The 26,129-nt window shown below is 63.0% G+C and carries 23 protein-coding genes; 8 read left to right on the plus strand and 15 right to left on the minus strand.

The genetic code is table 11. The features are described 5' to 3' along the window. The coding region (locus FQ320_RS22830) for a glycosyltransferase (protein WP_187394046.1) at window positions 1–226 on the minus strand (226 nt) is incomplete at its 3' end. A 254-nt stretch (window positions 227–480) separates the two neighbouring features. On the opposite strand from FQ320_RS22830, the gene FQ320_RS22835 reads away from it, so the two are divergent. The 3 genes from FQ320_RS22835 to FQ320_RS22845 are packed head-to-tail and all read left to right on the plus strand — an operon-like array spanning window position 481 to window position 3,670. Then, the gene (locus FQ320_RS22835; RefSeq protein ID WP_255509676.1) at window positions 481–2,007 is read left to right on the plus strand and encodes a capsule biosynthesis protein; all 1,527 of its coding nucleotides are present in this window, start codon (window positions 481–483) and stop codon (window positions 2,005–2,007) included. A 12-nt stretch (window positions 2,008–2,019) separates the two neighbouring features. Beyond that, window positions 2,020–2,709 (plus strand): ABC transporter ATP-binding protein, encoded by a 690-nt coding sequence (locus FQ320_RS22840; protein WP_148475604.1) that lies wholly within the window; start codon window positions 2,020–2,022, stop codon window positions 2,707–2,709. 52 nt (window positions 2,710–2,761) lie between these two features. Beyond that, window positions 2,762–3,670, plus strand: coding sequence for an ABC transporter permease (locus FQ320_RS22845; RefSeq protein ID WP_255509677.1), 909 nt, complete (start codon window positions 2,762–2,764; stop codon window positions 3,668–3,670). 54 nt (window positions 3,671–3,724) lie between these two features. Here the strand turns inward: FQ320_RS22845 and FQ320_RS22850 are convergent, their stop codons facing one another. From FQ320_RS22850 to FQ320_RS22870, 5 genes are all read right to left on the minus strand, one after another. After that, complete coding sequence (locus tag FQ320_RS22850; protein WP_148475605.1) at window positions 3,725–4,684, minus strand: sulfotransferase; 960 nt, start codon at window positions 4,682–4,684, stop codon at window positions 3,725–3,727. Between the two features lie 166 nt (window positions 4,685–4,850). After that, a complete protein-coding gene (locus FQ320_RS22855; protein ID WP_148475606.1) occupies window positions 4,851–5,111 on the minus strand; it encodes a hypothetical protein in 261 nt (86 codons plus the stop codon). Between the two features lie 47 nt (window positions 5,112–5,158). Further along, on the minus strand, window positions 5,159–6,421 hold the full coding sequence (locus tag FQ320_RS22860; RefSeq protein ID WP_148475607.1) for a glycosyltransferase: 1,263 nt from the start codon (window positions 6,419–6,421) through the stop codon (window positions 5,159–5,161). Window positions 6,422–6,441: 20 nt separating this feature from the next. Continuing rightward, window positions 6,442–7,929 (minus strand): glycosyltransferase family 2 protein, encoded by a 1,488-nt coding sequence (locus tag FQ320_RS22865; RefSeq protein ID WP_148475608.1) that lies wholly within the window; start codon window positions 7,927–7,929, stop codon window positions 6,442–6,444. A gap of 80 nt (window positions 7,930–8,009) precedes the next feature. Beyond that, on the minus strand, window positions 8,010–8,426 hold the full coding sequence (locus tag FQ320_RS22870; RefSeq protein ID WP_148475609.1) for a hypothetical protein: 417 nt from the start codon (window positions 8,424–8,426) through the stop codon (window positions 8,010–8,012). Window positions 8,427–8,662: 236 nt separating this feature from the next. Between FQ320_RS22870 and FQ320_RS22875 the strand changes: the two genes are divergently transcribed. Beyond that, window positions 8,663–9,427 (plus strand): sulfotransferase, encoded by a 765-nt coding sequence (locus FQ320_RS22875; RefSeq protein WP_148475610.1) that lies wholly within the window; start codon window positions 8,663–8,665, stop codon window positions 9,425–9,427. 72 nt (window positions 9,428–9,499) lie between these two features. Beyond that, a complete protein-coding gene (locus FQ320_RS22880; RefSeq protein ID WP_148475611.1) occupies window positions 9,500–10,537 on the plus strand; it encodes an SGNH/GDSL hydrolase family protein in 1,038 nt (345 codons plus the stop codon). Window positions 10,538–10,617: 80 nt separating this feature from the next. Here FQ320_RS22880 and FQ320_RS22885 read toward each other — a convergent pair whose 3' ends face one another. From FQ320_RS22885 to FQ320_RS26680, 7 genes are all read right to left on the minus strand, one after another. Further along, the gene (locus FQ320_RS22885) at window positions 10,618–11,688 is read right to left on the minus strand and encodes a hypothetical protein (RefSeq protein WP_148475612.1); all 1,071 of its coding nucleotides are present in this window, start codon (window positions 11,686–11,688) and stop codon (window positions 10,618–10,620) included. A gap of 73 nt (window positions 11,689–11,761) precedes the next feature. After that, a complete protein-coding gene (locus FQ320_RS22890; protein WP_148475613.1) occupies window positions 11,762–12,799 on the minus strand; it encodes a hypothetical protein in 1,038 nt (345 codons plus the stop codon). 164 nt (window positions 12,800–12,963) lie between these two features. After that, a complete protein-coding gene (locus FQ320_RS22895; protein ID WP_148475614.1) occupies window positions 12,964–13,563 on the minus strand; it encodes a calcium-binding protein in 600 nt (199 codons plus the stop codon). 65 nt (window positions 13,564–13,628) lie between these two features. Further along, window positions 13,629–16,250 (minus strand): calcium-binding protein, encoded by a 2,622-nt coding sequence (locus FQ320_RS26795; protein WP_148475615.1) that lies wholly within the window; start codon window positions 16,248–16,250, stop codon window positions 13,629–13,631. Between the two features lie 521 nt (window positions 16,251–16,771). After that, window positions 16,772–17,017, minus strand: coding sequence for a hypothetical protein (locus FQ320_RS22910; RefSeq protein ID WP_148475617.1), 246 nt, complete (start codon window positions 17,015–17,017; stop codon window positions 16,772–16,774). Between the two features lie 2 nt (window positions 17,018–17,019). Then, window positions 17,020–17,325 carry a hypothetical protein gene (locus FQ320_RS22915; RefSeq protein ID WP_148475618.1) on the minus strand — a complete coding sequence of 102 codons (306 nt, stop codon included), beginning with the start codon at window positions 17,323–17,325 and terminating at the stop codon, window positions 17,020–17,022. An 11-nt stretch (window positions 17,326–17,336) separates the two neighbouring features. Continuing rightward, on the minus strand, window positions 17,337–18,701 hold the full coding sequence (locus FQ320_RS26680; protein ID WP_255509678.1) for a DUF2793 domain-containing protein: 1,365 nt from the start codon (window positions 18,699–18,701) through the stop codon (window positions 17,337–17,339). Window positions 18,702–18,983: 282 nt separating this feature from the next. Between FQ320_RS26680 and FQ320_RS22925 the strand changes: the two genes are divergently transcribed. Together FQ320_RS22925 and FQ320_RS22930 are read left to right on the plus strand one after the other, a co-directional pair. Continuing rightward, window positions 18,984–19,208, plus strand: coding sequence for a hypothetical protein (locus FQ320_RS22925; RefSeq protein ID WP_148475619.1), 225 nt, complete (start codon window positions 18,984–18,986; stop codon window positions 19,206–19,208). 279 nt (window positions 19,209–19,487) lie between these two features. After that, entirely contained in the window at window positions 19,488–21,656 is a 2,169-nt protein-coding gene (locus FQ320_RS22930) for a M10 family metallopeptidase (RefSeq protein ID WP_148475620.1), read from the plus strand. A gap of 77 nt (window positions 21,657–21,733) precedes the next feature. On the opposite strand, the gene FQ320_RS22935 is transcribed toward FQ320_RS22930, so the two are convergent. Both FQ320_RS22935 and FQ320_RS22940 read right to left on the minus strand, forming a co-directional pair. After that, complete coding sequence (locus FQ320_RS22935; protein ID WP_148475621.1) at window positions 21,734–22,777, minus strand: ParB N-terminal domain-containing protein; 1,044 nt, start codon at window positions 22,775–22,777, stop codon at window positions 21,734–21,736. 78 nt (window positions 22,778–22,855) lie between these two features. After that, complete coding sequence (locus FQ320_RS22940; RefSeq protein ID WP_148475622.1) at window positions 22,856–24,292, minus strand: AAA family ATPase; 1,437 nt, start codon at window positions 24,290–24,292, stop codon at window positions 22,856–22,858. Window positions 24,293–24,799: 507 nt separating this feature from the next. On the opposite strand from FQ320_RS22940, the gene FQ320_RS22945 reads away from it, so the two are divergent. Then, on the plus strand, window positions 24,800–25,828 hold the full coding sequence (locus tag FQ320_RS22945; RefSeq protein ID WP_148475623.1) for a replication initiator protein A: 1,029 nt from the start codon (window positions 24,800–24,802) through the stop codon (window positions 25,826–25,828). The last annotated feature ends 301 nt before the right edge of the window (window positions 25,829–26,129 follow it).

The raw sequence follows: 26,129 nt of genomic DNA on the forward strand, positions 1-26,129 counted from the left end.
TCAAGGTCAGGAAATTCGCGGCACTGCCCTGCCCGGGCCCCGACATCATCCGGACCCCCCGTTCGGGATGGGCGGCGGCAAAGCTGTTCACCAGATCAGGAGTAGAGTCGCGCGATCCGTCGTCCCCCACCAGCAGCGTCCAGTCGTCATGGTGCTGGTCAATGAAGGAATTCAGCTGATCGGGCAGATAGGCGGCGCCGTTGTAAGTGGCCAGCAAGATGCGCACGGACCCGTGTGCGGACAGCCGCGCGCCCCGGTTCGGCCTCTTGTCTGGTCCCCTATCCGGCCTCACATCTGGGCCCATAATTGGCCTTGTAATTGGCCTGTCGGCACGCTCGTTCATCGCCTGCCCTTTCTACCGGCCATCGCCCTGTGGTGCCGCTGGTCACCCTACCGTGCATCGGGCGCGGCGCCACTGGTCATCGGCCGTCATCTTATGTTACTTACCGCCAGCATTTCCATCATTTGACCGAGGCTGTTTTGAAGGCTCCCCGCCCCCAGGCACCTGCCGCCCCGACGGCAGAATCCGATACCCCCGCCGCCTCAGGCCCCGGGTCCGCTTTTGGATCGGGCAGCCCGGCCTCTCTGCGCGACGTATCTGCCACAACCCGCCCCCCCGCGCCAGAGCCCGACAGCAGCGCGGACCCCGACAGCGAAGCGGCAGCGCAGGCCCGGCTTGACGCGACACGCCGCGAGCGGCTGGAAATGGCGCAGCGCAAGGAAGAGATCAAAGCGATCAAGATGCGCAAGGAGCTGGATGCGCTGGAAGCGATGGTCGCCAAGGATGACGGTGACGACGACGGCCCGCTGCGCCCCGCTGCGCCCACCGGCAAGCCGGAACCGGAGCCGATCATCGCCGCCCCGCCGGTTGGCAAGGCACGCGCGAAACGGCGCCACTGGGGCGCGCTGATCAGCTTTGCCGTGATGGTGATTGTGCCGGTCATGGTCTGCGTCTGGTATCTGAACCAACGCGCCGCGCCGCGCTATGTGTCGCTGGCCGGGTTTTCGGTGCGCACCGAAGAAGTCGGATCGTCAATCGAACTGCTGGGCCAGGTGGCGCAGATGTCGGGATCATCCTCGTCGGATACCGATATCCTGTACCAGTTCATCCAGAGTCAGGAACTGGTCAGGAAGGCCGACGCGGTGCTGGATCTGCGCGCGCTCTGGGCCAAGGGCGACCCCGACACCGACTTTGTCTTTGCCTATCATCCGCCGGGCACGATCGAGGACCTGGTGACATACTGGGGCCGCATGGTCGGGGTCTATTCCGACAGCGGCACCGGGCTGATCGATCTTGAGGTACAGGCCTTCACCCCCGAAGACGCCACCCGCATCGCGCAGTTCATCTATGACGAGAGCACGCTGATGATCAACCGGCTGTCGGCCATCGCCCGTGACGATGCCACCGGATATGCCCGCGAAGAACTGGAAAGTTCGGTCGAAGAGTTGAAAATCGCCCGCGCGGCGCTGACCCGGTTCCGCAACGAGACCCAGATCGTCGATCCCGCCGCAAGCATCCAGAGCCAGATGGGCATCCTGTCGTCGTTGCAGGGCCAGCTGGCGCAGACGCTGATCGATCTGGACATCCTGATGCAAACCACCAGCGCCAGTGATCCACGCGTCGTGCAGATCCGCCGCCGGGTCGAGGTGATCGAGGCGCGGATCGCCGAAGAGCGCAAGAAGCTGGGCATCGGTGTGCGCGGCGAAACCGGGACGGATGTCCCCGAAGGCGAAGCCTTTGCCGATCTGGTGGGGGAATACGAACGCCTGCTGGTGGATCAGCAGTTCGCCGGCGAATCCTATACCGCCGCCCGCGCCACCTATGAATCCTCGCTGGCCGAGGCGCGGCGGCAAAGCCGCTATCTGGCCGCCCATGTGCACCCGACAACGGCGGAATCGGCCAGGTATCCGCAGTTCTATCAGACCAGCGGTTTGGTGATGCTGTTCTCTTTCCTGGCTTGGGCATTGATCGTGATGATCGGCTATGCTCTGCGCGACCGGCGCTGACGGGGGGCGGGCATGATCGTGCTGCGCAATCTGACCAAGGAGTTCCGCATGGCCGGCACCCGCAAGGTGGTGGCCCGCAACCTGAACGTGACCTTTCCTACCGGCGTGTCGGTGGGGCTGCTCGGGCGCAACGGCGCGGGCAAGTCGACCCTGCTGCAGATCATCGCCGGCTCCGTCGCCCCCACCTCGGGCGAAGTCCTGAGCGACGGCGACATTTCGTTTCCCGTGGGACTGGCCACGTCGATGCACCCCAATATGACGGGCGCACAGAACACCCGGTTTGTCGCGCGCATCTATGGTGTCGACACCGACGAGCTGGTTGAATTCGTGCGCGACTTTGCCGAACTGGAGGGACATTATCACCTGCCCGTGCGCACCTATTCCTCGGGGATGCGGGCGCGGCTGTCTTTCGGCATCAACATGGGGCTGAAGTTCGACACCTATCTGATCGACGAGGTGACGGCGACCGGCGACGCCGCCTTCCGCGGCAAAAGCGAGGCGCTGTTTCAGGACCGGTTGCGCGATTCGGGCGCGCTGTTCGTCAGTCACAGCATGGGGACGATGAAACGCATGTGCGAGGCGGGCGCCGTTCTGGAGAACGGCCATCTGACCTATTACGATGACATTGACGAAGCCATCGCCCAGCACGAGGAAAACATGACCCGCAAACCCGACAACGCCGCGGACGAGTTGCAGCGATGACCCCGGTTGCCCTCCCGGCTCCGGGCCAGAACAAACCCCGGAGCCGCCTGTCATGACCATGGACACGACCCCGCCCGGCCCGGCCGGCCCGTCCGGGGAATTTGCCGCGCCACAGCGCCCCGGCTACCAGACCGGCGGGCGCGATGGTGACAGTCTGGACCGCGACACGGCGCTGCGAACCGTGCGTCAGCGTCTGCCGCGGCTTGCCAGCCTGCGCACCATCGCAGCACTGATCCTGCGCGAGATCGGCACCTCCTATGGCCGCTCCCCGGGCGGGTTCCTCTGGGTCTTCGCCCAGCCGATCCTCGGCATCGGGGTGATGGTGGCGGTCTTTTCCACCGGGTTCCGCACCCCCTCGCTTGGCACCAGTTTCGCGGTGTTCTTCGCCTCGGGGTTTTTGCCCTATATGATGTTCACCGCCGTAACCGGATCGGTGACGGGATCGGTGGGTGCCGCACGCAACCTGCTGGCCTATCCCCGCGTGACCTTCATGGATGCGATTCTGGCGCGCTATTTTCTGGCGGTGATGGTGCAACTGGTGGTCAGCGCGGTCATTCTGGGGGTGATCCTCGGCATTCTTTATCCGCAGAACTACCTCGGGATCGGACCGATCCTGAACGCCTATGTGATGGCCGCCGCGCTGGCGTTGGGAATGGGCATCCTGAACTGCGTTTTGACGCTGTATTATCCGGTCTGGGGCACGGTCTGGTCGGTGGCCACCCGACCTCTGGTCATCCTGTCGGGGGTGATCCTGCTGCACGACCGGATTCCCATGCCCTACCGCGAATGGCTGGAATGGAACCCGCTGGTCCATGTTGTCGGCGCATCGCGCACCGGGTTCTATTACAGCTATCGCGGCGAATACGTCGACACCGTCTATGTCTATATGTTCGCAGCGATCACCGGCACCGTGGGGCTGGTGTTCCTGCGTCGCTACTATCGCGAAAGCATGGAGCGCTGACACGGGCTTCCGGCCGAACGCGCCCCGGCCGGTTGTCGCAGCCGGGGCCTACAGTCAGTCTTCGCTGCCGTCGGGATCTTCGGCGGGAGTGCCTGTGGGTTTCTGGGCCGGGTTCCTGGCCGCTGAGCCCCCTGCCCCGCCGCCATTGAAGCCCTGCCAAGCACGTTTGGCCGGGTTCACCCAGCGGTCGGCAAAATTGCGCGCCAGTTCGTCCGGATGATCGACGGCCAGCTTGCGGATGAACCCGATCGCATTGCCCGGACCATCGGCGACGATGCGCGCCAGATCCTCGCGGATATCGTCCAGATCACAGACCGTGTCACGGTCGAACAACGCGGTCAGGCCGATCCTGTCCAGCCGGTTCAGCGCGCGTTGCTCGATCTTCTCGAGTTCGACCTTGTCGCGCCGGGTCTGGCGGGTCTTGATATGGTCGATCTCGGCCAGAGCCTGTTCGCCGAACTCCGGCGCGACGCCGGGGGCGATATGTTCGATGGCCCGGCTCATGGCCTTGCGCCAGTCGGCCAGCAGCGCCTTTTGCGGCATGATCAGGATCTTTGCATCCTGCGGCGCATGGTGCAGTGCATGCACCAGCATCAGCGCATCCCCCACCGCAAACAGCCCGCGCCGCCCGGAGTTCCAGCGGTCCTTTGTGTTGGACGCCCGGGTGGAATACGACAGGGCGACGGAATGGGGATCGCGGATACAGGCGATGGCGGGCGCATTGTCCAACTCGGCCAGTACGCCGTTCAGGCGATAGAAATAGGTCGGTGTCTTGTTGCCATAAAGCCGGATGCGATCCCGGTTCGCGGTGACGGCGGCGACCGAACTGTCATTCCAGCGGTCGTTGACCGGCGTCAGGAAGGCATCGGGAATATCCAGCGTGGAATGGTCGGTGCTGATCGTCATCACCTCCTGCCCGCAATGCAGCGGTTCCACAGCCGAAATATAGCGCGCGACCGCCGAAGTGCCGCCGCGCGGCATGCCGAACACGATGAAGTCAAGTTTCCTGACCAACAGATATCTCCTTGCAGGAACGGATCAGGTCCGCCGCCACGGTGGTGTGCCCGGTCGGGCGAAAGGGGGGCCGCGCCGGTGGCGCGGCTCCCGGATTTGGGCCCTGATTGGGGCCCGGGACGGTCTGCGGCCCGACCTGAAAATCAGGGCGCCGAAGACCCGGCACTTACGCCTTGGGGGTAATGACCCAGCCGCTTTCAGTCAGCGACTTGAGGGCCTTTCTGGCGGTCCGGGTCATTTCCGGCTTGGCGGCCTTCCAGGCGGCCTTGCGCTCTTCGGCGGACATCTTGGGTTCGCCCTTGCCGGTGGCGCCGCGGGCCTGCCACAGCGCCTTGGCCAGATCACTGGCCATTTTCTGCTCGGGGCCGCGTTCCTTGCGGGCCGCCCCGGTGTTTTCGGAAGTATCCATATCTTCGGGAGCATCCATGGGAAAATCCTTTGTAGGTGACTTGGGGTTGCGGATATCGGGCCGGATCAGGCGGCCGTTTCCCTGCCGATCTTTTGGACGATGGTCTTGTGGGCGTCCCACACTTCGGTCATCGGGACTTCGTCGGTAATACCGCCCGACAGGCTGTCCCACAAGGCGGCGTTGCCAATGCAGCGGTCCATGATCCCGGCCAGTTGGGTCGCCGATCCGGGCAGGAAGGTCAGGCCGTCGACCCCGTCGGCGATCCGTTCGGTCAGCCCCCCGGCGCGGGAGGAGATCACCGGACGGCGCGCGTCCCAGGCCTCGGACACCACCAGGCCAAAGGTTTCGGGCCAGACCGACGGCATCACCACCCAGTCGACCGTCGTCATCAGGTCAAACACGTTGTCGCGCGAATAGGCCCCCGCCTCGGTGATCTTCAGGTTCTTCTTGGCGCCTTTCAGGATCTTGTCGACCTTGGCGACGTAATCCTCGCTGGCATATTGCTTGTTGCCGCCGAAAATCCTGATCTCGACCGGCTTGGTCTTGCTGACCGCGACCGCGGCGCGCAACAGCACATCGATCCCCTTGGCATCGACGAACTGGCCGAAGAAACCGAACACGTTCAGATCGGCCGACCGGGTCGGCGTCCAGCCTTCGGGGCGGCGCGGGGTGTGACCATTGGCGATCACGCTGATCCGATCAGCCTCGATCCCCCAGTCGACATAGCGCGACCGCAGATATTCGGACGGGGCGATGAAATGATCGACCAGATCAAAGGCGCGGCGGAACACCCGGCGGCGCAGGATGAAATCATCGGTGGTGTGGTCGGGAAAGCATTTGACGCATTGATCCGGCGCGGTGTCATGGCAGATCGCGCCTTCGTGATAGCGGAACAACTGCCCCCGGGAATAACAGATCGGCAAGTATTCGTGCAGGGTATAGATGATCTTGACCCCCGGCAGCACCTTGCGCGCCAGTTGCAGGAACTCCAGCCCCACCCACAGGGAATGGTGGATGTGGATCACATCGGGGCGGTGCTGTTCCAGAAAATGGCGCACCGCCTTGTTGCGCCGCTTGTCATAGATCAGGTGATAGAATTCGACGAACCGCTGTCCGGGCAGCAGATATTCGTGATCACCGTCGGGCAGCGCGGTGATGCTGGCGCCGGTCTTGGCGTATTGCGGAAAGATATTGGCGTCGATCGCCGCCAGCATCACCGGATCCGTATCCGGATCGGCGCGGGCCACATCATGCAGATCCTTGGCGACGTATTGCGCGCCGCCTTTCATCACCGATGGATGATAGAGAGACACCGTGAGGTATTTCATGAGCAGGCTCCCGGGGTCACTCAGAGAAGGGACAGATCGGCCGACTCGTCCGAAAGCAGATCGGAGTCGGCGAATTTCTGCGAATAAAGCGCACGGTTCAGCCACATGAAGCTGCGCACATGGGCCGGTTTCGCCTTGCCCACGCCCTCCATGTGAATCCAGCGCGCGGTGTTGTCGATCACGATGTCACGGCCCTGTCCGCGCAGCGCCAGACAGAAATCCGCATCCTCGTAATAGGCGAACAGATAATCGATCGGCAGCCCGCCAACGGCGTCGAACACCGTCTTGCGGATCTTCCACAGGGCCGCGCTGGCCAGCACCGGCTGACCGGCGATCGCGGCCAAGGTCGGTGCGATGATATCGGCGGCGTCGTCCACGTGATGGGTCAGCCCCTTGCCGAAATGTTCGACCCGGAGCACCGGCGCCGACACCCCGCTCCGGGCATTGAAGGCCAGGTCGGCCGTGGTGTACATGCCCGAATGCATCAGCATGCCGTCGCCGTAATACAGCAACGCCCCGTGCAGATCCTCGCCCGGATCGGAAAACAGAAAATCCGTGCCCCGTTCAGGCGCGGTTTCCGGCGGGAAGATGTCGGGGTTCATGAAGATCAGGATCTCGCCCCGGGCGATTTCGGCACCGTGGTTGTTGCCGGCCGAGAACCCCGAATTGCCCGAACACAGGTGCAGCGACAGCGGGATATCGTGAATCTGGCAAAAGGCGCCGAGCTGTTCGACCAGCAGTTGCGCCCCCGCCAGTTCATTGCCGATCACGATCACCTCGGTTTCGCCGTCCCGGGTCAGGGCCTCGGCCAGACTGTCGAGCTGAATCAGCAGCATCTCGGCCTTGCGGTGCAGCGTGATGATGATGCTGCGCGCCACCGGGGCCTGCGCGCGGTGTTGAAACGCCGCGCTAAAGGTCAGACCGTCCAGATATTCCCCCCAGATTTCGGCATACTGGGGATACAGTGCCTGCGCATGGGACAGGGTGTTGCCCACCGGCTGATCGGCCAGAACCGCGCAGGCACTCAGCGACCGGGTGAGAAAACTGTCGATCGACAGCCAGCGCATCGCCGGCTCGTCATACATCTTCTTGTCGTTGATCAGGATACGCACGCCGGAATGCAGGATCAGACCGTCGATCTTGAGCAGCGCCAGATACCCCGAGTCCTGCTGCGTGTCGCCGGTCACCGCCGTCACGTCGGCGCGTTCGTACCAACAGGGCGTCACCTCGCCCAGATCATAGCGTATATAACCGACTTCGACCGTCACATGGAAACTGTGGATGAGCCGCCGGTCGGCCCAGCCCGCCAACTGAATATGGCCGCGGTCGGAACAGAAAACAGCCTCGAGCCGGATGTAATCCTCGGCCTTGATGCCGCGCATCTCGTGCTGGCCATAGCGGGTGAAATGTTCGTTCAGATTGGCGTCGGCATCGGCATCGGTGCCGAAACGCTCGGCCAAATCGCCATTGCCCTCGGCATAGCGGCCGTGAAGGAAGGTGGTCTTCATGTCAGGCTCTCAGTCTTGGGCGCGGGCGCAGGCATGGCCGCAATCCGGGGATCGGTGGTCACGTCAGGGGGCGTCGCAATCTACGCCTTGTCGTCCAGAATGCTATTCGTCTCAAGACGAAATGCGCGCCCTTCCCCGAAACCGACGCTATAGAAGTGGTCGCGTGCATCGGCGAAGGCCTCGCCCTCGATCGCGGCGCCGACATCCTTGTGCTGCATCAGATAGCTCTCTTCGTCCAGCGGCGCGGGAAATGGCATGCGCCCCTCGAATATGCCCGACTGAGCGTAATGATCCAGCGCCGAGGGCACCAGCCCTTCTGCGATGGCGGCCGCCACATCGGGATAGCGGTTGAGATACCAAAAGTCCGAGAACGACCCGTCAAGCGCGGCTTTCAGAATATCGCGCAGGGTGCCCCGCGGCAATGTCACGGTCTTGCCGGCTCCGGGGTCGGCAGCCATCACATTGCGCAGCACCAGCAAAATGTCCTGAGGGTCCATCCGGAAAATTCCTTCTTTAAAAGGATATATTCAGCTATAAATATCAGTATGCCAAGACCCGCGCAGGGCGCGATGGCGCAGATTTCCTCTAAAAGGCGGGACGGAAAAACAAAAGCAAAACCACGCCCGTGCCACCCCGGAGTTGAACTTCCCTTTCAGATGGGGTTGGTCATCGGGAAACCATGCGCAAGGCGCGCTGTTTTGCAACAACGGACAATTGAGGAAAATCACAACCCATGACAGAAATCGTCTATATTCTCGGCTCCACGCGGTCGGGCACTTCGGCCCTGCGCAACGGGCTGGGTGAAACGCGGTTTTCGGGCTATGGCGAGGGGCATATCGTGCCGATCCTCGACGATCTGCTGAGCTCGGTGCGCAAGCACAAGAAACAGGGGCTGGGCGCCGCCGTTTCGGGCAATGGGATGAGAGAGTTGCGCGAGAACGTGCTTCTGCGGCATCTGTTTCACGGCTATGAGCAATATCTGGTCAACCAGATCGGCAGCCGTCACCTGATGGACAAGACGCCAACGATCACGCCGATCCGCATGGCGCCCGACCTGAATACCTTTCACCAGAACCCCCGTTTTATCCACTGCGCGCGGCGTCATGTGGATAATGTGCAATCAAAGGTTAAGAAATTCACCGACCGCAGCCTGGAACAGCATTGCCGTGAATGGGCCGATTGCAACCGGGCCTGGCTGGACACCCGCGACCGGCTGAACGGTAATTTCATCGATTTCGATTTCCACGATCTGGCCACGGACCCCGAGCGTATTTCAGCCCTGATCGGCACATATCTTGAATTGAGCGAGGCCGACACCGCTGCCCTGGCCGCCTATCTGATCGCCAAACGCCCCCAGGCCAGCGCCGACCGCGATCTGACCCAGTTCCTGCGCCTGTCAGAAATGGATTGGTCGGACGAGGAAAAAGCGACCTTCACCAGAATCTGCGGCCCCGTGGGCGAGGTGCTGAATTACGGCATGGAAGATTATTACGCCTGATCCTTCAGCCCGATTGCAGTCAGGCAGTGTCCGGACTAATGATCCCCAATACGACAGAACATCGGGACCGGCATGACGACCTATATCTGCGGCGGATCGAATTCAGTGCGCCGGGGGGGATGGGTTCATCACTTCGACGTGGCATCCGACAATATCTCTATCGGCGCGTCGACATCTATCATGGGCGCTTACCGGGTGATGTTCTGTCGCGATGTTGCGCCCGGTGATACCGTTATTTGGGAATATGCCCTGAACGACGCGAACCAGGCGCTCGGGCGTGGGCGTGCCTATACTGTCGACTATCTCTTGGCCTATTGCGAGGCAATCATCCGCCATTGCGCCGAACGCGGCGCGCGGTTCATTGCCATCGTGCTTACGCCACGCCCCCATGAACGGCTCGACAAGCGGGATCCCTATCGCCGCAAACTCATCCCCCTGCTGCGCCATTACAAAATACCGTTTGTTGAGGTTTCGCAGGAAATGCGCCGCAAGATGGCTGTGGAAAAGCTGCCTGACGATGTATTCTTCGATGATTTTCACTATAAAGAAGATCACCGGATCGTGAAACACACGGCCCGCCGTGCCAAGCGGTTTTGCGATGCCCCCTTCGTCCCGGTCGACCCGACAATCGAGCCGCTTCTGATCACACCGGGCCGTCGGCTTGATCTGCTTACGGGGTTTCGCGACGCTGCCCCCCGATCTTTCTCGAACCGGCTTTTGACGATTGACGTTTTTCCCCCTGAAAGTTTGCCACTGCACATTCCAGACATGGAAGCAGGGGGCAGAATTGTGGGAATCTTCATGATCACCACCTCAAATGGCGGAGTTCTGGAATTAAAGATTACCGCGCCGGATGGGAAAGTCTCGTGTTATGATCTCAGCGTCGCCCATAATGAACCCGGCTTCAGCAAACCGGTTTTCAAGATGTTTTCACTTATAAATGCCCTATCGGATCCAGTCGTTTTTTCTCGGGGAGAGAGCATCACTCTTTCAATGTCTACCGGGGCCGGTCTTGCCCTGAATGATACCGGTTTTGCCGAATCTCCGGATACTTTGCCGACGACGATCGAAACCTCCATCGCAGGAATTCTCGTGGAGTTGGAAAGTTAAGGCAGAATGGATATCCTGAACAAGGGATGCCGTGGCGGCGACCGCACCGCGCCTCACAACTTGTAACCGTCGCTTGCTGATCAGGGCAATCTCTTGCGCCTCACCTTCTTGTCGGTCAGCCCAGCTGCACGTTTTGCTTCTTCCTGCAGAACGCCCCCACCATCGGTGGCCTGCCGGATCTCTTCGCTGATCGCCGCAACCAGCACCCGGAGCTGTGCTTCGCTGAACTGGTGAACCGGGGCGGGATCGGGGGCGGAGAATTGCGCCAGCGCCTCCTCGAGGGAGGGCAGGTGATAATGTTCGCCCTCAGGCAGGTGCCGTTCCAGCCCCTTGCGAACGATCAACCCCTGCATCCGTGACAGGAACCGTTCCAGAGCCTCGGGCGGTGCGGCGGGCCGCTCCGAACGCACATCGGGCAGATGTTCGCACAGCGGGTCGCTGATGAACTTGGCCGTTGCCCAGCCGAGCGCATCGCTGAATGCCCGCTGCAAAGCGATTTCGGCATTGGTCATCGACCGGTTGACCTGTTTCACCGATGGCGGGCACAGAGTGCCGTCCGGTATCCCCATCCAGTCTTCAAAGGTCTGCGCCAGCGTCGTCTTGTGCCGGGAGTAATTGCGCACCATCACATCGACATTGTCGAGTTCGCCCAGCCAGGCAAGAAACGCCGACACATTGCCCGGGGTGACATAATCATCCAGAAAACTTGCGAAATCGCCCGTATATCCGCCGCGTTTGACCGACTGCTGATAGCATGACACGGCATGGTCCAGCGGATCGCGGATATACAGCATCACCCGGATGGACGTTCCAGGCAGCCGGCGCTGCAACTTGTCCATGAACCCCTTGGGGCGCATCTTGTTGAAATGGGATTCACTGGACAGCAGCAGCCTGTCGACAGGCACGGTCGCCCCCCCCGTCCAGTCGCCTTTGAGAAGTTGCACCAGACGGGCGGGTGCGGGACCCATGTTACCCGAAGAAATCCCCCCCGCCCGCACCCTTTCGCGTTCCTCTGCAGCCATCGGATAGGCGATGCCATGGCTCGCCAGTTCCTCGATCGAATTGGCCAGGGCAGATTGCAGGAAACTGCTGCCGGTCTTGCCATGGCCGACATGCAGCAGAACTTCGCGGGGGGCGGCGGGCGATGTCATCGCAAATGTCCTTTCGGGAAGTCGGGCCAGAAATCTGATCCGGAAAATTGGGCCAGAGATTCAGACTGGCCGGTCAGGTTTTTTTGTCGCCGCCCTGCGCATCCAGTCTTTCCTGCAGTTCCAGCACCTGACGTTGCAGCGAAAACACCATCTGGAACAGCATCCTGTCGATCTCCCAGGTCGATACATCGCGCCGCTTTTCGTCCGGCACGTCATAGACCATGGGCGGCTGTCCCTGTTGCGCCAGCATCGCGTTCACCGCGGCCAGATCGCCGCCGTATTTCGCCTGAATCTCGATCAGGGCGGCGGCATCGGGCAGCAGTTCGTCCAGCGGCGGCACCGGCTGGCCCTTTTGCTGCAGCACCTTCAGCGGTCCGGCCAGCCGGGTGAATGCGGCGGGCAGGGTCTGTCCTTCCTGCGCACCGTTGAACACCGACCAGGCGGCCAGCAGCCCGTTCGTCGGGCTGTCGTTGGCACGCACCACATCGATCCCGACCAGATCCAGCAGCCCGAAAAAATGCATCGCCACATCGGGAATCGCATCGAAGTTAAAGATTTCAAGCTGCGGAAAGGCCGCCCGCCAGATCTCCAGATCCGGGCCATAGGCGATCCGCGGCTGCCCCTCTGCCCAGTCGCGGAAATTGCGCAACGGCCCGGGGTATGACTTGAACTTCAGACCGAACTGCACATAGGCGCTGCGCGCCCATTTGTCGTGGCGGCGGACATAGACGATGGGGCGGACCGGCACACCGTCTGCCGCCAACTGCTGCATGATCCCAAGCACCCGGTCATGGCGGGTCAGGAACGCCTCGTTGCTCCAGATCACCTGGGTCACGCCCAATTCGCCCTGGCGCTTCAGCTCGGCCAAGATGGTTTGATAGACCTCTTCATTGGTCTCTTCGCGGTTCTTGGCGCGGAAGTATTTATGCGGCGCGCCCTCGGCGCACCAGGGATAGTCGAGGGCACCGGGCACCTTTTCCAGCATCAGCCCGACATAGGCGGCCCGCTGCTCGGCCAGTTGTCCCGCCGCCCGGCGCAGGGTGAACTGAATCGAGGTCGACCCGGTTTTTCCCGCCCCGATATGCAGCACGAGTGTGGGAAACTTCGCCATGTCGGTTCCTTCGCAGCCGGTGTTCGCAACCCCGACCGGATGGAGGGCGGGCACAGGAACGCATAGCACCGGCCTTGGCGGCGGGCAACACTGGCCGGGAGCCAGACAGGGCAGGCGGGCAAGGGCATGAACACCCCGTCAGACGCCCGGTTCAGACGCCCGGCTCAGACAAATGTCACGTTGTCCAGAACCATGCCGAGATTGGTGATCGCGTTCAGCGTCAGGCTGTCACCGGCGCCAAAGCTGAACACCAGATTGCCGTCGGTCACTGCGGCAAGATCCGCCAGCTCCTGCCCGGGCAGGAGCAGATCAGCCTCGATCTCCAGCCTGTCCACAATCAGCGAATAATCCCGGATCACGTCATCGCCGCCGGTAAAGACAAAGACATCCGCCCCCTGCCCGCCGCGCATCGTGTCGTTGGCCGCGCCGCCCTCCAGAGTGTCATTGCCGGCATTGCCCTCCAGGTCGTCGTCACCAGCGCCGCCGATCAGGATGTCATGCCCGTTCAAACCAAAGAGCACATCGTTGCCGGCCCCCCCGTCCAGACTGTCGGAGCCCAGACCACCGTTCAAAGTGTCATCCCCCGCGCCTCCCATCAGGCTGTCGTTGCCAAAGCCACCGTTCAGGAAATCGTCACCATCTCCGCCCAAAAGCGTGTCAAACCCGTTTAGGCCGATCAGGATATCGTCACCGCTCCCGCCCTCCAGACTGTCAAAGCCAAGATCGCCGTTCAGCGTATCGTCGCCGCTCCCGCCCCACGCCACTCCCGACCCGCCGGACCCAACATACCGGGCAGTTTTATCCCCGGCACAGGGCGGCTTTGCCCGCCTTAGAAAATATCCAGATCATCTGCCAGAGCCGCAGGATTGGTCAGTCCGATGATCGTCAGACTGTCGTGTGTGCCGAAATGCAGCACCGTATTGCCGTCAACCACGACGGCCCCCGCCAACACCTGTGCCACGCTGCGCGCGCCCCCGCCCCACAACCCGTTGTCCAACCGGATCCTGTCCAGATCGTTCTGGAAATCCAGCACCACGTCATGTCCGCCGTTGAAGATGAACACGTCATCGGCCAAACCGCCGTTCAGCGTGTCATTGCCCGCACCGCCGTCCAGGGTGTCGGGGCCCGCATTGCCCTGCAGGCGATCGTCACCCGGGCAACCATACAGAACATCGGCACCATTCATGCCCGAAAGCAGGTCATTCCCGTCTTCGCCGTACAGGGTGTCGTGGTTGATGCCGCCGTTCAGGGTGTCGTTACCCGCACCGCCATACAACAGATCGGCCCCGGCGTTGCCCTGTATGTCGTCGCGCCCTGCCCCGCCATACAGCACATCGTTGCCGTTCATCCCCAGCAGGGTGTCATCGCCCCCGTCGCCATAGAGGGTGTCGTGGTTGATACCGCCGTTCAACAGATCGTTGCCATCATCGCCATGGAGCACATCGGCTCCGGCATTGCCCGAGAGGGTGTCGTTGCCCGCCCCGCCGAACAGCAGGTCCGGCCCCGCATCACCCGAAAGCACGTCATGACCATCGCCCCCCGTCAGGGTATCGGCACCGATCCCGCCCGACAGGGTGTCGTCGCCCGCCTCGCCCTCCAGACTGTCGTTGCCCGCATTGCCCCACAGAACGTCATCGCCATCGCCGCCCCAAAGACTGTCAAATCCGCCGCCGCCGATCAGGGTGTCGTTGCCCCCGTTGCCCCAGATCCGGTCGGCACCGCGCCGCCCGTCCAGAACATCGTTCCCCATGCCGATCATCGAATTCGCGCCCTCGGTCCCGGTCAGCCGGTCAGGACCGGGGGTGCCGGTCAGCGCAGACGGGACGGGTGGAGGAGGAGGAGGGGGCGGGGGGGCCGGAATATCGACGGGAAACATGTCTTCGGTGATCCAGGACGGCAGAAACCGCCCGCCGATGACAATATCCAACGCCTGCATCTGCGCCACAGTCATCGTTGCACCGTTGAAGGTGTAGATCCGCAGGGATTCGTCCCCAAACCGGATCTCGCCGCCGCCGGGCAGCGAGACCAGCACCAGCTGCGCCATCGCGCGCAGGAAGGGCCAGTGCGACAGGTCGATCCGGTCAAGCATCGGTTCGAAATCGCCGATGATGTCACGCGCGTCGTCGGCGGCCATGATGAACGTGTCGGCCCCTGCCCCGCCCAACAGACTGTCGACACCCGCTCCGTCGCGCAGGATGTCATCGCCCGCCTCCCCGACCAGCCGGTCATTGCCCGCCCCCCCTTCCAGCAGATCTCCATGGGCGCCGCCGGTAACCACACCACCCGCCGCAGGCGCCGTCAGCCACAGCCCCGGTCGGCCCGGATCGACCATATGCCAGCTGATCCCCCGCTCCGATCCGCTGGTGCTGAGGATATGCAGATTGCCGTCGCGTTCGGTCAGCACGATGGCCGACACATCGGCCAGCGAGGTGTCGGCCGTGTCGGCCAGACTGCCCAGATGGAGCAGCGTGCCATCGGGCAACAGGCGGAACAGGCTGATGCCGTCATCACTGCCAGCCACGGCGACATAGGCAATGCCACCGATCACGAGGACGTCCAGCACATGGGCATTGGCAAAACGGCTGGCCAGATCGTCGCTCAGGTGATCGGTCAGGGTCAGGGTGCCATCAGCGGCAAGGGAAAACACGCTCAGGGTGCCGCTGAGACTGCCCGCGACCAGAACGTATTGCTGGCTGCCGAGGGTCACCACCTCGACCGCCATCGGCCCGGCGATGCCCGGCCCGGTGATCATCGCCGCGCTGTCGGTCTCTCGCAGGGTGCCGTTCGCCGCCACCCTATAGGCGATCAGCGTGTCGGCCCCGCCCGAAATCGCCACCAGCAGCGGCGTGGCAGGGCTGCCCGCCTGCGCCAGCCCGGTGATGCCCGGGGGCGTCACGCCTTGGGGGGCACCGGGGCTGGCGGTCAGATCGACGGGGCGCAGAACGCCGTTCGCCTGCAATTCCCAGACCGAAGGCTCGCCAGCACCTGGCGTGACCGTATAGACCCAGGTGCGCCCGTTCAGAACAACCGTCTCGACCGCGCAGATATCGCCCGGAACCGGCCCCGTCGAGCTCAGCATCACCCGCGCACCGGGCATGCCGTCGGCACCGATCCGCATGGCCCAAAGACCGCCCCCCACCCCGGTGACGATCATCATTCCGGTGCCGATGCCGGAATCGGCGCCCGAGATTACACCGATGCCGCTGTCCACCCCGGCCACGGCACCGCCGGTCAGGGTGGTGCCGCCGATCAGCGTCAACTGCCCGCCCCCGCTCTCACCATGGACAAGCTCCCAGACCGACACCCCGCCCAGCCCGGGCCGGGTGGTCGCATAGATCATCTGCCCGCCCCCGGCTGTCGTGCCCCCCAGAACAATATCCGTCATCCCGGCCGCGAACACACTGGTCCCGGCCGTTACAGTGGCCACATGGCCAAACGTAACGTTGCGCATCACTCACCCTCGCCGCACCCGGGATCACCTTGGCGAAGCGCGGTTAAGGATGGCTCAGGGCATTGTGGCGAAACCGGGGAGCTTATCGAAAATGCTCCGGCACCGGCTAAGGCTGTTGCGCCGGATCTGCGCGCAAGGCCCTGTTCTCACTGGTTCGCGCATCGGATCGGGGTTAAGCGGTCCGGATTTTCGCCAGCCGCTGAGCCCGCCCATACCCGGGACAGTTCAGACCCTGTTCCGGTCCGGCACGCTTTGGCTGTTGCGCGACTGCGGCCTGCCCGGGACCAAAGAGGGTGCCGATACACGCCCGATCTGAACCCCGGCGAAGGCGCTGCCGGGCGCAGATCCTGATACAGAACCGCCGCAAGGCCGGGGTCTCTGTCCGCCATACCGCTGAACCGGTCGGGCGGCGTGTCCGGGGTTGGGTGCTCCATGGCGATATCTGCGTCTGGCCGGGCTGGAACCGGCTTGTTCGGGACTCGGCCGCCAGAATATCGATCCGGCCGGCAATCCCGCGCTGGTCACCCCTCCTGCGACCCAGTCCCGTCCTGACTCCCGCCCTGAAACACCGCGTTCAGGCACAGCCGGGCGGCAGCGCGCTCGGCGCTGATCTCCCCGGGGACCGGCACGCCGGTTTCGGCGGCGCGGATGGCCATCCAGTCGGTTCGCGCCAACAGGGCACGGGCCGCCGCTTTGGCACCGGCTTGGGCGCGGGCTTTTGCACTGGCTTTGAGGCTGACCGCCTGCGTAAAATCGATATTGCTCATGGTCATTCCTTTGGTCCGTGGGGCGGCAGATCGACCGGCCCGTCACCGGTCAGGGTCAGCGGCGCGGGAAACAGTCTGGCCTCGGGCGCGCCCGGCCCATGGGGCAGGATCAGCGACAGATGCAGCACGCCCCGGCGGCGCGAAACCTCACCTGACAACCAGTCACAGGCGACAGCCTCCTGCGGCAGCACCGCGCCCTCGGGCAGAGGCGAAAAGTCGAAATCCACGCCGTTGATCGTCAGGGTATCGCCCGCGCGAACCAGTGTCAGACAACCGTCATGGCGCATGGGTGAGAGTGTGATGTGCATGGGGGTGCTCCTTAGGCCGTCCAGCGACCAATGGCCGTATACGTTCCGACGTAATCCGCAGGGCCGCTCGTGAGACGCATGAAGCGGACAGTAAAGAACGTGGCGCCTGTAATGACACCGCACACCAGCATGTCCGTTCCCGCGAGGTCATTTGACATGGCGCTGATGGCCGGGGATGACGCGAATGTGGCGGCATAGGTGATCGACGGCCCGGTGCCAGAGCGAAAACCGCCTGCAAAGCCGATGCTGCAGGATACAGAGGCCGCCGTGATCACCCCCCGACAGATCTGCGTGCCATCGGCCCATCGCGTATATGTCCCGTTCGCGTTGGTTCCGGTTTCGATGATCGCGCCAGTCGCCACACCGCCGGTCTGGCTGACGGTGCCCAGAATATCGGCATTGACCAGCCCGCGCAGCCAGGGCGACCAGCCGCCCGAGGTGCGCGCCCGCGACAACATGGTGCCCGGGCGGATCCCCGATGCCTCTTCGGCGATCATCACCTGCACCTCGCCGCCGCCCGTGGCACGGCGCGACTGGATCATCTGGCCGCGTGTGACCCCCGCCGGCCCGCCTGTGCCGCCCCCCGCCGTCGAGAACCCGAACACCCCGCCGGCAGGCAACGAATTGTCGGTGACGGAAATATCGCTCAGGAACGGGGACAGCCCGCCGATGCCAAAGGCGCCGGTCTTCATCAGACGGCCCGGTGTAACGTCCGATGGCCCGCTCTGCACCGCCGCGCCCGTCACCTGACCGCTGGTCCGGTCGACCCTGAGCGCCTCGGTCCAGGCGGCCCCATCGGGGCTGACCTTGATGGAAAAGTCGTTGTTGCCCGCCGTGCCCATTTCGGCCCGGCCGGAAAACCCGGTCTGAAACATCAGGCTGGCCGTGTCGGTCGCGCCTGCCTTGTTGATCTTCAACTGATGCCCGGCACCCTGATGGTTCAGCAGCACGGCAGAGGAGGACACCGCCAGCCGGTTGGTGGCATCCGCAGCGCCATTCACCCCCAGCATATCCAGACCATCAAGGCTCACCGGCAGCCGGATCCAGCCCTGCGCGGCGTCGAACACCAGCGGCCCGCCCTCGGCCAGATCATAGACCGTCCAGCCCGGGCGCGGCGCGGCGAACCGCCATCCGGCACCGTCCCACCAGGTCAGGGCGTTCTCCTGTCCGGCCCAGGCGTTCACCGCGCCGGATGGCGCCACCAGCCAGGCATCGCCGGTCTGGGGTGCGGCGGGCGGAGTGGCCAGGGTGCGTCCCTTTACCGCAGCCTGCACAAGGGCATCGAGGCTCGCCAGGGCCTCGTTGTGGGTGACGTGCTTTTGCGCCTGGGAGGGCTGGATATAGGGCAGCCCCAGAATGGCGGAAACGTCTGACATCGCAGTACCTCGCATATCGGGTCGGTTGCGAAACTATGGCCCGGTGATGAAGAACGGCTAAGCAATGCGGGCGCTGCCCCGGGTGCAGAGGCAACACCTCCAGCGATTTCTTGTCTTGGACAGGTTGACAGAGACGGCGTGTTACTCAACTCAGGGTAGAACGATCCCAAGTCCGCGAATCCGTCTCCATCGAGATATCCGATCGATACCCGAATTCGTATATTTCAGGGTTGCGGCCCGCCCCACTCAAAGGATCCCATGTCCGCCACCTGAAAGAACCCAATGCCCCTGACCGCGGCCAATGCTCCTCTGCGCACGCCCAGCAGTTTATCCGACACCGGCAGCCTGAATGAAATCGCCGCAGATCTCATGGGTGCCCCCGCTCTGGCCGCGCTTGGGCGGGTGGTCGACACCCATTCGGTGCTGACCTTCGCGGATGGCAGCACACTGACCGCGAACAACCTCACCCATCTGACACAGCTGTTTGACGATGTCGTTTTCATCTGACCCCCCTTCCCTTTTCACCCCCCGGCACGCCTCCAAAGGATGGCCGTCAAAACCCCCGTTGGCCAAAGATTGGCGCCCAAATGCGGCAATCTGGCTAATTTTAATCGCCTCAAACGATAAAATCCCCATTTTTGCCCCCTTTCCGACCAGCCCGGGCCACGCCCGGCCAATACCCCCGTCGCTATTCACACCGATGTTCGACGGTGTGCGGCAGGGACGCCCCTCTGGGCCACACAGCAATCTGGCTCGGACAGAGCCTTTGGAGAATAAGGACGACAGATGACACAGGCCACCGCTGCAGGCATGCCCAACCAGAGCCAGCTTGACGAAATCACCGATTACATTGTCTCGGGCTATTGGGAGCAGGTCGGCGGAATGCAACACGCCTATGACACCCCGGTGCTCACGGTAAACCTGGGCGGACTTTCGGGGGATCTGGCACAGCTTGCCACCTGGGCGTTCGAAGCCTGGGAAATGGTTGCCGACATCCGGTTTTCATATGGCAACGATGCCAATGCCGACATCCGGTTCACAACCAACGCGGCCTCCAACCCGACAACAACCACATCCTATTTCACCAACGGCGTGACCGACTGGTCGATCATCAACATTCCCACGGCATGGACCGATGAATACGGCAGCACCGTCGACAGCCACTCATTCCTGACCTACATACACGAAATCGGCCATGCCCTGGGTCTGGGACATGCGGGATACTATAACAACAACGCCAGTTTCGACCGCAACGCCATGTTCGACCATGACAGTCTGCACACCACGGTCATGTCCTATTTCGACCAGAGCGATAACCCCAACACCACCGCCATCGATGCCGCTCCGATCACGGCCATGGCGGCCGATATTGCGGGGATCCAGCAACTTTACGGTGCCGCTTCGGGCGGGGCGACGGCGGGCGATACCACCTGGGGGGCGGGATCGACCCTGGACAACTATATCACCGAGATCTGGGACGCGATGACCGGGCCCCGCGATCCGTCGATCCATGGCGGCGAACCGGTCACCATGACGATCTTCGACGAAGGCGGCATCGACACGCTGAACCTTGATACCGCGGCCTTTAACCGCGGCGTCACGGTCGATCTGCGCGATGGCGGCTATGCCGGCACCGCCGCCGCACCGCAAAGCATCCTGATCGCCCGGGGCACGGTGATCGAGAACCTGATCACCGGCGCGGGCAAGGACCATGTCACCGGCAATGCCGCCGACAACCTGATCATGACCGGCGCAGGCGCCGACACGGTGCTGGCCGGTGACGGAGACGACATCATTCGCGCCAACTGGGCCCGCGATCTGACCGGCGATGTCATCGATGGTGGCCGGGGGCGCGACGTGCTGCAACTGACCGGGCTGGCCAGCCTGAGCGCGCTGATCGCCGATGCCATCGTCAAGCGTTCGGGCAATGACACCTATCTGTTCACCGACCGCAGCAATGGTGACATCCTGCTGACCCTGACGGGCACCGAAACGGTAGAGCTGCGCAATGGCGCTGGCGGTCTGATCGCCGATGCGACCCTGCCCGAATTGCTGGCGCTCTCGGATGCGGTTAAGCCCGTGGATCACGCCGCCCCGCTTACCCTGCGCGGCGACGGTGGCCATAATCTTTTGGTCGGCGACACCGGTCACGACACGATTTCAGGCGGTGCAGGCAACGACACGATCATTGGCGATGAAGGCGACGACGTGATCAACGGCGGCATCGGTTTCGACAGCCTTATGGGCGGTAATGGTGACGATATGATCATCGCCCTCAACGGGTTTGACGTCCTGCACGGTGGCGCAGGCAATGACACGATGCAAGGCAACTTCGGCAACGACACGATGCACGGCGGCAACGGCGACGACCAGATGAATGGCGGTCTTGGCGCCGATGTCATGTATGGCGACGAGGGCGACGACCAGATGACCGGATTGAACGGCGGCGATCTGATGTCGGGCGGCGCGGGCGACGACACGATCTATGGCAACGCCGGATTCGACACTCTTACAGGGGGCGACGGCAATGATTCCATCCGTGGCGGCATCGCCTTCGATGTTCTTCACGGCGACGCAGGCGATGACATGCTGTTCGGCGACAACGGTTTTGACACGCTGTTCGGCGGCGCAGGCAACGATATGCTGGAAGGCAACTCTGGCAACGATGTGTTGTCAGGCGGCACCGGCAACGACATCCTGCGCGGCGGACAGGGGGCGGATACGTTCGTGTTCACCGCCGGTCACGATCTGATCCGCGATTTCCAGAACAACATCGACACGATCCATATCGAGTCCGATCTGCTGGGCAATCTGCCGGCACAGCCGACATCCCTTGCCCGGATCTCCAGCATTGTCGACGACGCGCTGGTGCTCGACTTTGGCGGTGGCAACACTCTGACGCTGAACGGGGTGACCAACGTCGCACAACTTTATGACGACGTTCAGTTCATCTGATCCCAGAACAGGGACTGTTTAACCTCAAAACGCCCGGCCTGCGCTGATCTGCGGGCCGGGCGTTTTACGTTTTCGGATCAATCGCCAAACTGGGTGGCAAGCCAGACATCGAGCCGGGCCAGGAACTCCGGATCGACGCCGCCCCCCCGGATCACCACCTTGCCCGGCGCGGCGGTCAGTCTCGTTCCCGGGGCCAGATCCCGGGTGACCGCCTCCTGCCCGCCCGCCGGAACTGCCTGTTTCGCGGATCTCTTTGGCGCGGTGCCCTCCGACAACACCTGGGCCAGAACCTCCGCTTCAGCCTCGGGCGTTTGCGGTTCGGCCTTGTGCAGGGCCGCGATCAGTTGATCGGTGAACCCGTCGCGGGTCATCGCAGCCGACAAGGCCAAACCGGTCCGTTCGGGGATCCGAGCGGGAAACCGCAGCACCCCGTCCAGCGCCGCAACCAGTGTCATGAAGGTCTTGATCTTGGACCGTCTGGCATAGCTGACATTGGCAAACAGGCTCTGCAACGCCTGTTTGTCACTATCGAACACACCGCCCTGCCGCGCCATCAGTACAATCCGCGCCCGTTCGTAAAACGACAGCCCGGCGCGGATTTCGTTTTCCTCGACCATGGCGATATAGGCCGCGCCCCGGTCGGCGGGCTGTTTCACCAGAGCCAGAATACGGTCATAGGCGCCACCGGGCAGGGCATCGGACAGCTCGTGCAGGGCTAGCAGACGCCGCCACCCCGAAATGAGCCCATACCGGCCCTCGCCCAGATCGACGACCTCGACAGGGGTCTGCTGGCCCCGGGCCATCAGGCTCTGTTTCAGCTCTTCTAGAGCCTCCGAGTCGGTGGCGACCCGATCACGGATCAGATGATCGGCGACCACCGCCGCCAGCGGCAGAGACAGCACCATCCGCCCTTCGGCCCGGGCACGGGACAACTCGCCGCTCACCTCATCAAAGGCCGAAGACGCCGCAGCGGCGCCCGCCAGATGGGCAATCGGCGGGCGCGGCACCGCTGTGGCATCGGGCACCACAGGGGACGCCCCGACAAATGCATCCGCACCCCGGTGGATCGGCGGCGCAGCCGCGTCCGGGCGTGCCGGGCTCAGACGTTTGCGTTTGGCCATGTCCTGTTCCCTTTCTTGCCGCAACCGGCCCTGTTACAGCGCAGATCGGTTAACCACTCCCTGCCCCAGCGTACGCTTTCAACCTTTCGCATGCGAAAGATCCGCGCGGTCACCCTGATCCCCGGCACTTTGCCCTTCGGCATCCCGGGCCAATTCCTCGCGCCGCCAGATCCCGACCAACAGCCGTTTGAACGCAGCATAGGTCTGATCGAAAGTCTCGCGCCCCCGGACATAGGTTTCGCGGTTGAAGTCGCGGTAATCCGCCTCATAGATCCCGTTCACCTGTTCGCCGGCCTGTCCGATCAGCGCGGTGAAATCCTGCCGGTGTGGTGACAGGACCGGGCCAAGATAGGCCTGCATCAGCGCCGCCAGCTCGCCCTGTTGCGCCCCGTCATAGCGGGTGATCACCGCGCGCACGGCATCCCACTCAAAGTTCAGGCTTTCGCGCCCCAGGGCCCGCGCGGCCATGTTCTCGGCGTCCTCAATACTGGCAAAGGTCGAATGCAGCATGTCAAAGAACCGCCCCGTGGAATCGAACTCCAGAAACGAAGCCCCGAGCGGCACCAAAAGGATATCCGCCGCCGCCAGTCCGTTGATCGTCAGATACCCCAGCGCGGGCGGCGTATCGAGAAACACCAGATCGTAATCGTCCAGCACCCCGTCCGCCTCGAGGGTTTCGCTCAGAGCCTCCCACAGCTTCCAGCTGCGCCCCTGCATCCGCCAGACCGGCACCTGAAATTCGGCCCAGTACAGATTCAGCTGCGCGCCAATCAAATCGATGTTGGGCCAGTGGGTCGATTGCACCAGATCCCTGGCCGTCAGTTTCAGCGCCTCGGACAACGTGTCATCCAGCGGGATCGGGTCGTCACCGCGCGCCATCCGGTTGCGGTTTTCGCCCTGCAAATGGGTGGCATAGTGCCGCGCAAGCAGGGGGAAAACCGTGCCCCATTCATCGGCCACCTTGCCGCCGAAAATGCTGGTCATCGAGCCTTGGGAATCCAGATCGATCACCAGCACCCGGTATCCGTCGAGCGCGGCCGACATCGCCAGATGCGCCGCCGTGCTGGTCTTGCCGACACCACCCTTGAAGTTCGCCACCGCGACCATCTTGGCCGCCAACCCCTCGGGGCGATAGGGGCGGTACTCCTTGGCGCGGCTGCCGCCCTTGGCAAAATGCGCCCGCAGCACCAGCACCTCGTCCAGGGTGAACCACTTGGCACCACCCTCGGTTTCGCTGGTGCCCTGCGGCAGCTTCGGATTGCCCTTCAGCACCCGGCGGAAATGCGCGGCGGCAACCGGGATCAGATAGCGGGTGATTTCCCAGGTTGAAAACAGCCGCAGCGCCTTGCGCCCGGTTTCATCCAGACCCCGCCCGGCCAGATCACTACGCCCCTGTGCGCAACTCGCTGCGATCTCGGCAAAGCTCTGGGTCGTCGGGGCCGGCCCCAGTTCGGCGAGGGCGCGGTCGGGATCGATGTTGAAATAGGGGGGCGTTGTGTTGCTCTCAAATGCCACCGGAACCTCTGTATGTCATGTTTTGCGTATCATACTGCAAAACATCGCTCATGAAAGGTTTATGATCACATCGCGGCACGATCCCAGTGCTTTTCTGAGCAAAATCGGCTGCTTCGCAAAGGCCAAAGCGGGTGGAGATAAATATTTTCCAACAGCTTTGTTCAGTTATATCAGGTTAAATATGTGTTACGCACTCTCAGATGCACAGAAAAATCATTTTTTGTCAAAGGCTTGTGGTTCTTTTTTCGGCACAAGGTGACTCTGAAACCACGATAAAGCGATTCCGAACCCCCGACAAAGAGATTCCGAACCCCCGTTGACTGTCGGCCCGGCTGACCGCTGTCTGACCCGGGCAGGCTGGACCGGGGCTGTGGATAACTCTAGGGTGTAAACAAAACCACGTTGGCCCGAGTCGTTTGACGAGTTGGAATTCAATTGGGCGGGCGCAAGATCCGCAGTGCGGCAGAGGTGATCCGGAACAACCGGGCAAGAGGCAGAGGCAGGCAGATGACGGGACAGCGCGCAGCCCCGGGCGGCACCCTTGCGGGGCATGCCCCGGCGATGGCCGATTTCTTTTTGTGCGATATGTTCTCGGCGGCGCCGAAGAACGATCTGACCTCGATGGAACATCCGATGTTCTCGCTGGCCACCCGCCCCGATCTGCGGATTCTCGACTATGAGCATAATGGTACGCAGATTCGGGTCACACCTTCGGTCAAGGGGCTGGCGACGATCCACGACAAGGACATCCTGATCTTCTGCATCAGCCAGTTGATGGCGGCGCTGAATACCGGGCGGGCCGTGTCGCGCACTCTGCGACTGACCGCCCATGATCTTTTGGTGGCCACCCGGCGCGAAACCTCGGGCGATGCTTACCGGCGGCTTTGCGAGGCCTTCGAACGTCTGGCGGGCACCCGGATCACCACCAATGTGGAGACCGGCGGGCTTGAAGTGACCAGCGGTTTCGGGTTGATCGAATCCTGGCAGGTGGTGCGCAAATCCCGTGGCGGGCGCATGGTGTCGGTGGTCATCACCCTGTCGGACTGGCTGTTCCGCGCGGTGCTGAACAAATCGGTCCTGACGTTGAACCGAGACTATTTCAGCCTGAGAAAGCCACTGGAGCGGCGGGTCTATGAACTGGCGCGCAAACATTGTGGCCGACAGGCGGCCTGGCACATCTCGGTCGAACTGCTGTTGAAAAAATCCGGGAGTGCCAGTCCGCGCCGGGTGTTCCGCAAGATGATCCGCGACATGATCACCGCCGACCCGCTGCCCGATTACACCATGGCCGAGGAGGCGGGCGATCTGATCCGCTTTACCCCGCGCTTTGCCCCGGATCCGGGCGCAACGGGCGCGCGTGCGCCGCTGCTGTCCTCCGACACACTGGAGCGGGCGCGGGCGCTGGTGCCCGGTGCCGATGTGCATGCCCTTGTCGCCGAATGGCAGGCCATGTGGCGTGCCACCGGTGCCCGCCCCCTGCGCGCCCCCGACCGGGCCTTTCTGGGCTGGCTGGGCAAGCGGAATGACAAGGGATGAGGGCGGCGGCCTGATCCTGACCTGACCGCGTTCTTTCGCATGCGAAAGGTCGGCCCGGCCCCTGCCGCAATCTCAGGGGGTCACGTGATCGCCATCGATGGATCGCTGCTGACCCGGAATTATGGCCGCGTTACAGCCGCGTGACCGACGGCAATCTGTTGCTGGATCTTGGCGGCGGCAACGCGCTGACGATCAACGGCATCGCCGATGCAGGCGATATCCCTGACGTCATCGTCCTTATCTGACCGGCCCCTGTCCGAACGGGAAGGGGCAGGTAAAGGCCAGCGCTGGTTCCCAAAAC

The organism is Oceaniovalibus sp. ACAM 378 (assembly GCF_008085915.1).
Taxonomy (GTDB): domain Bacteria; phylum Pseudomonadota; class Alphaproteobacteria; order Rhodobacterales; family Rhodobacteraceae; genus Oceaniglobus.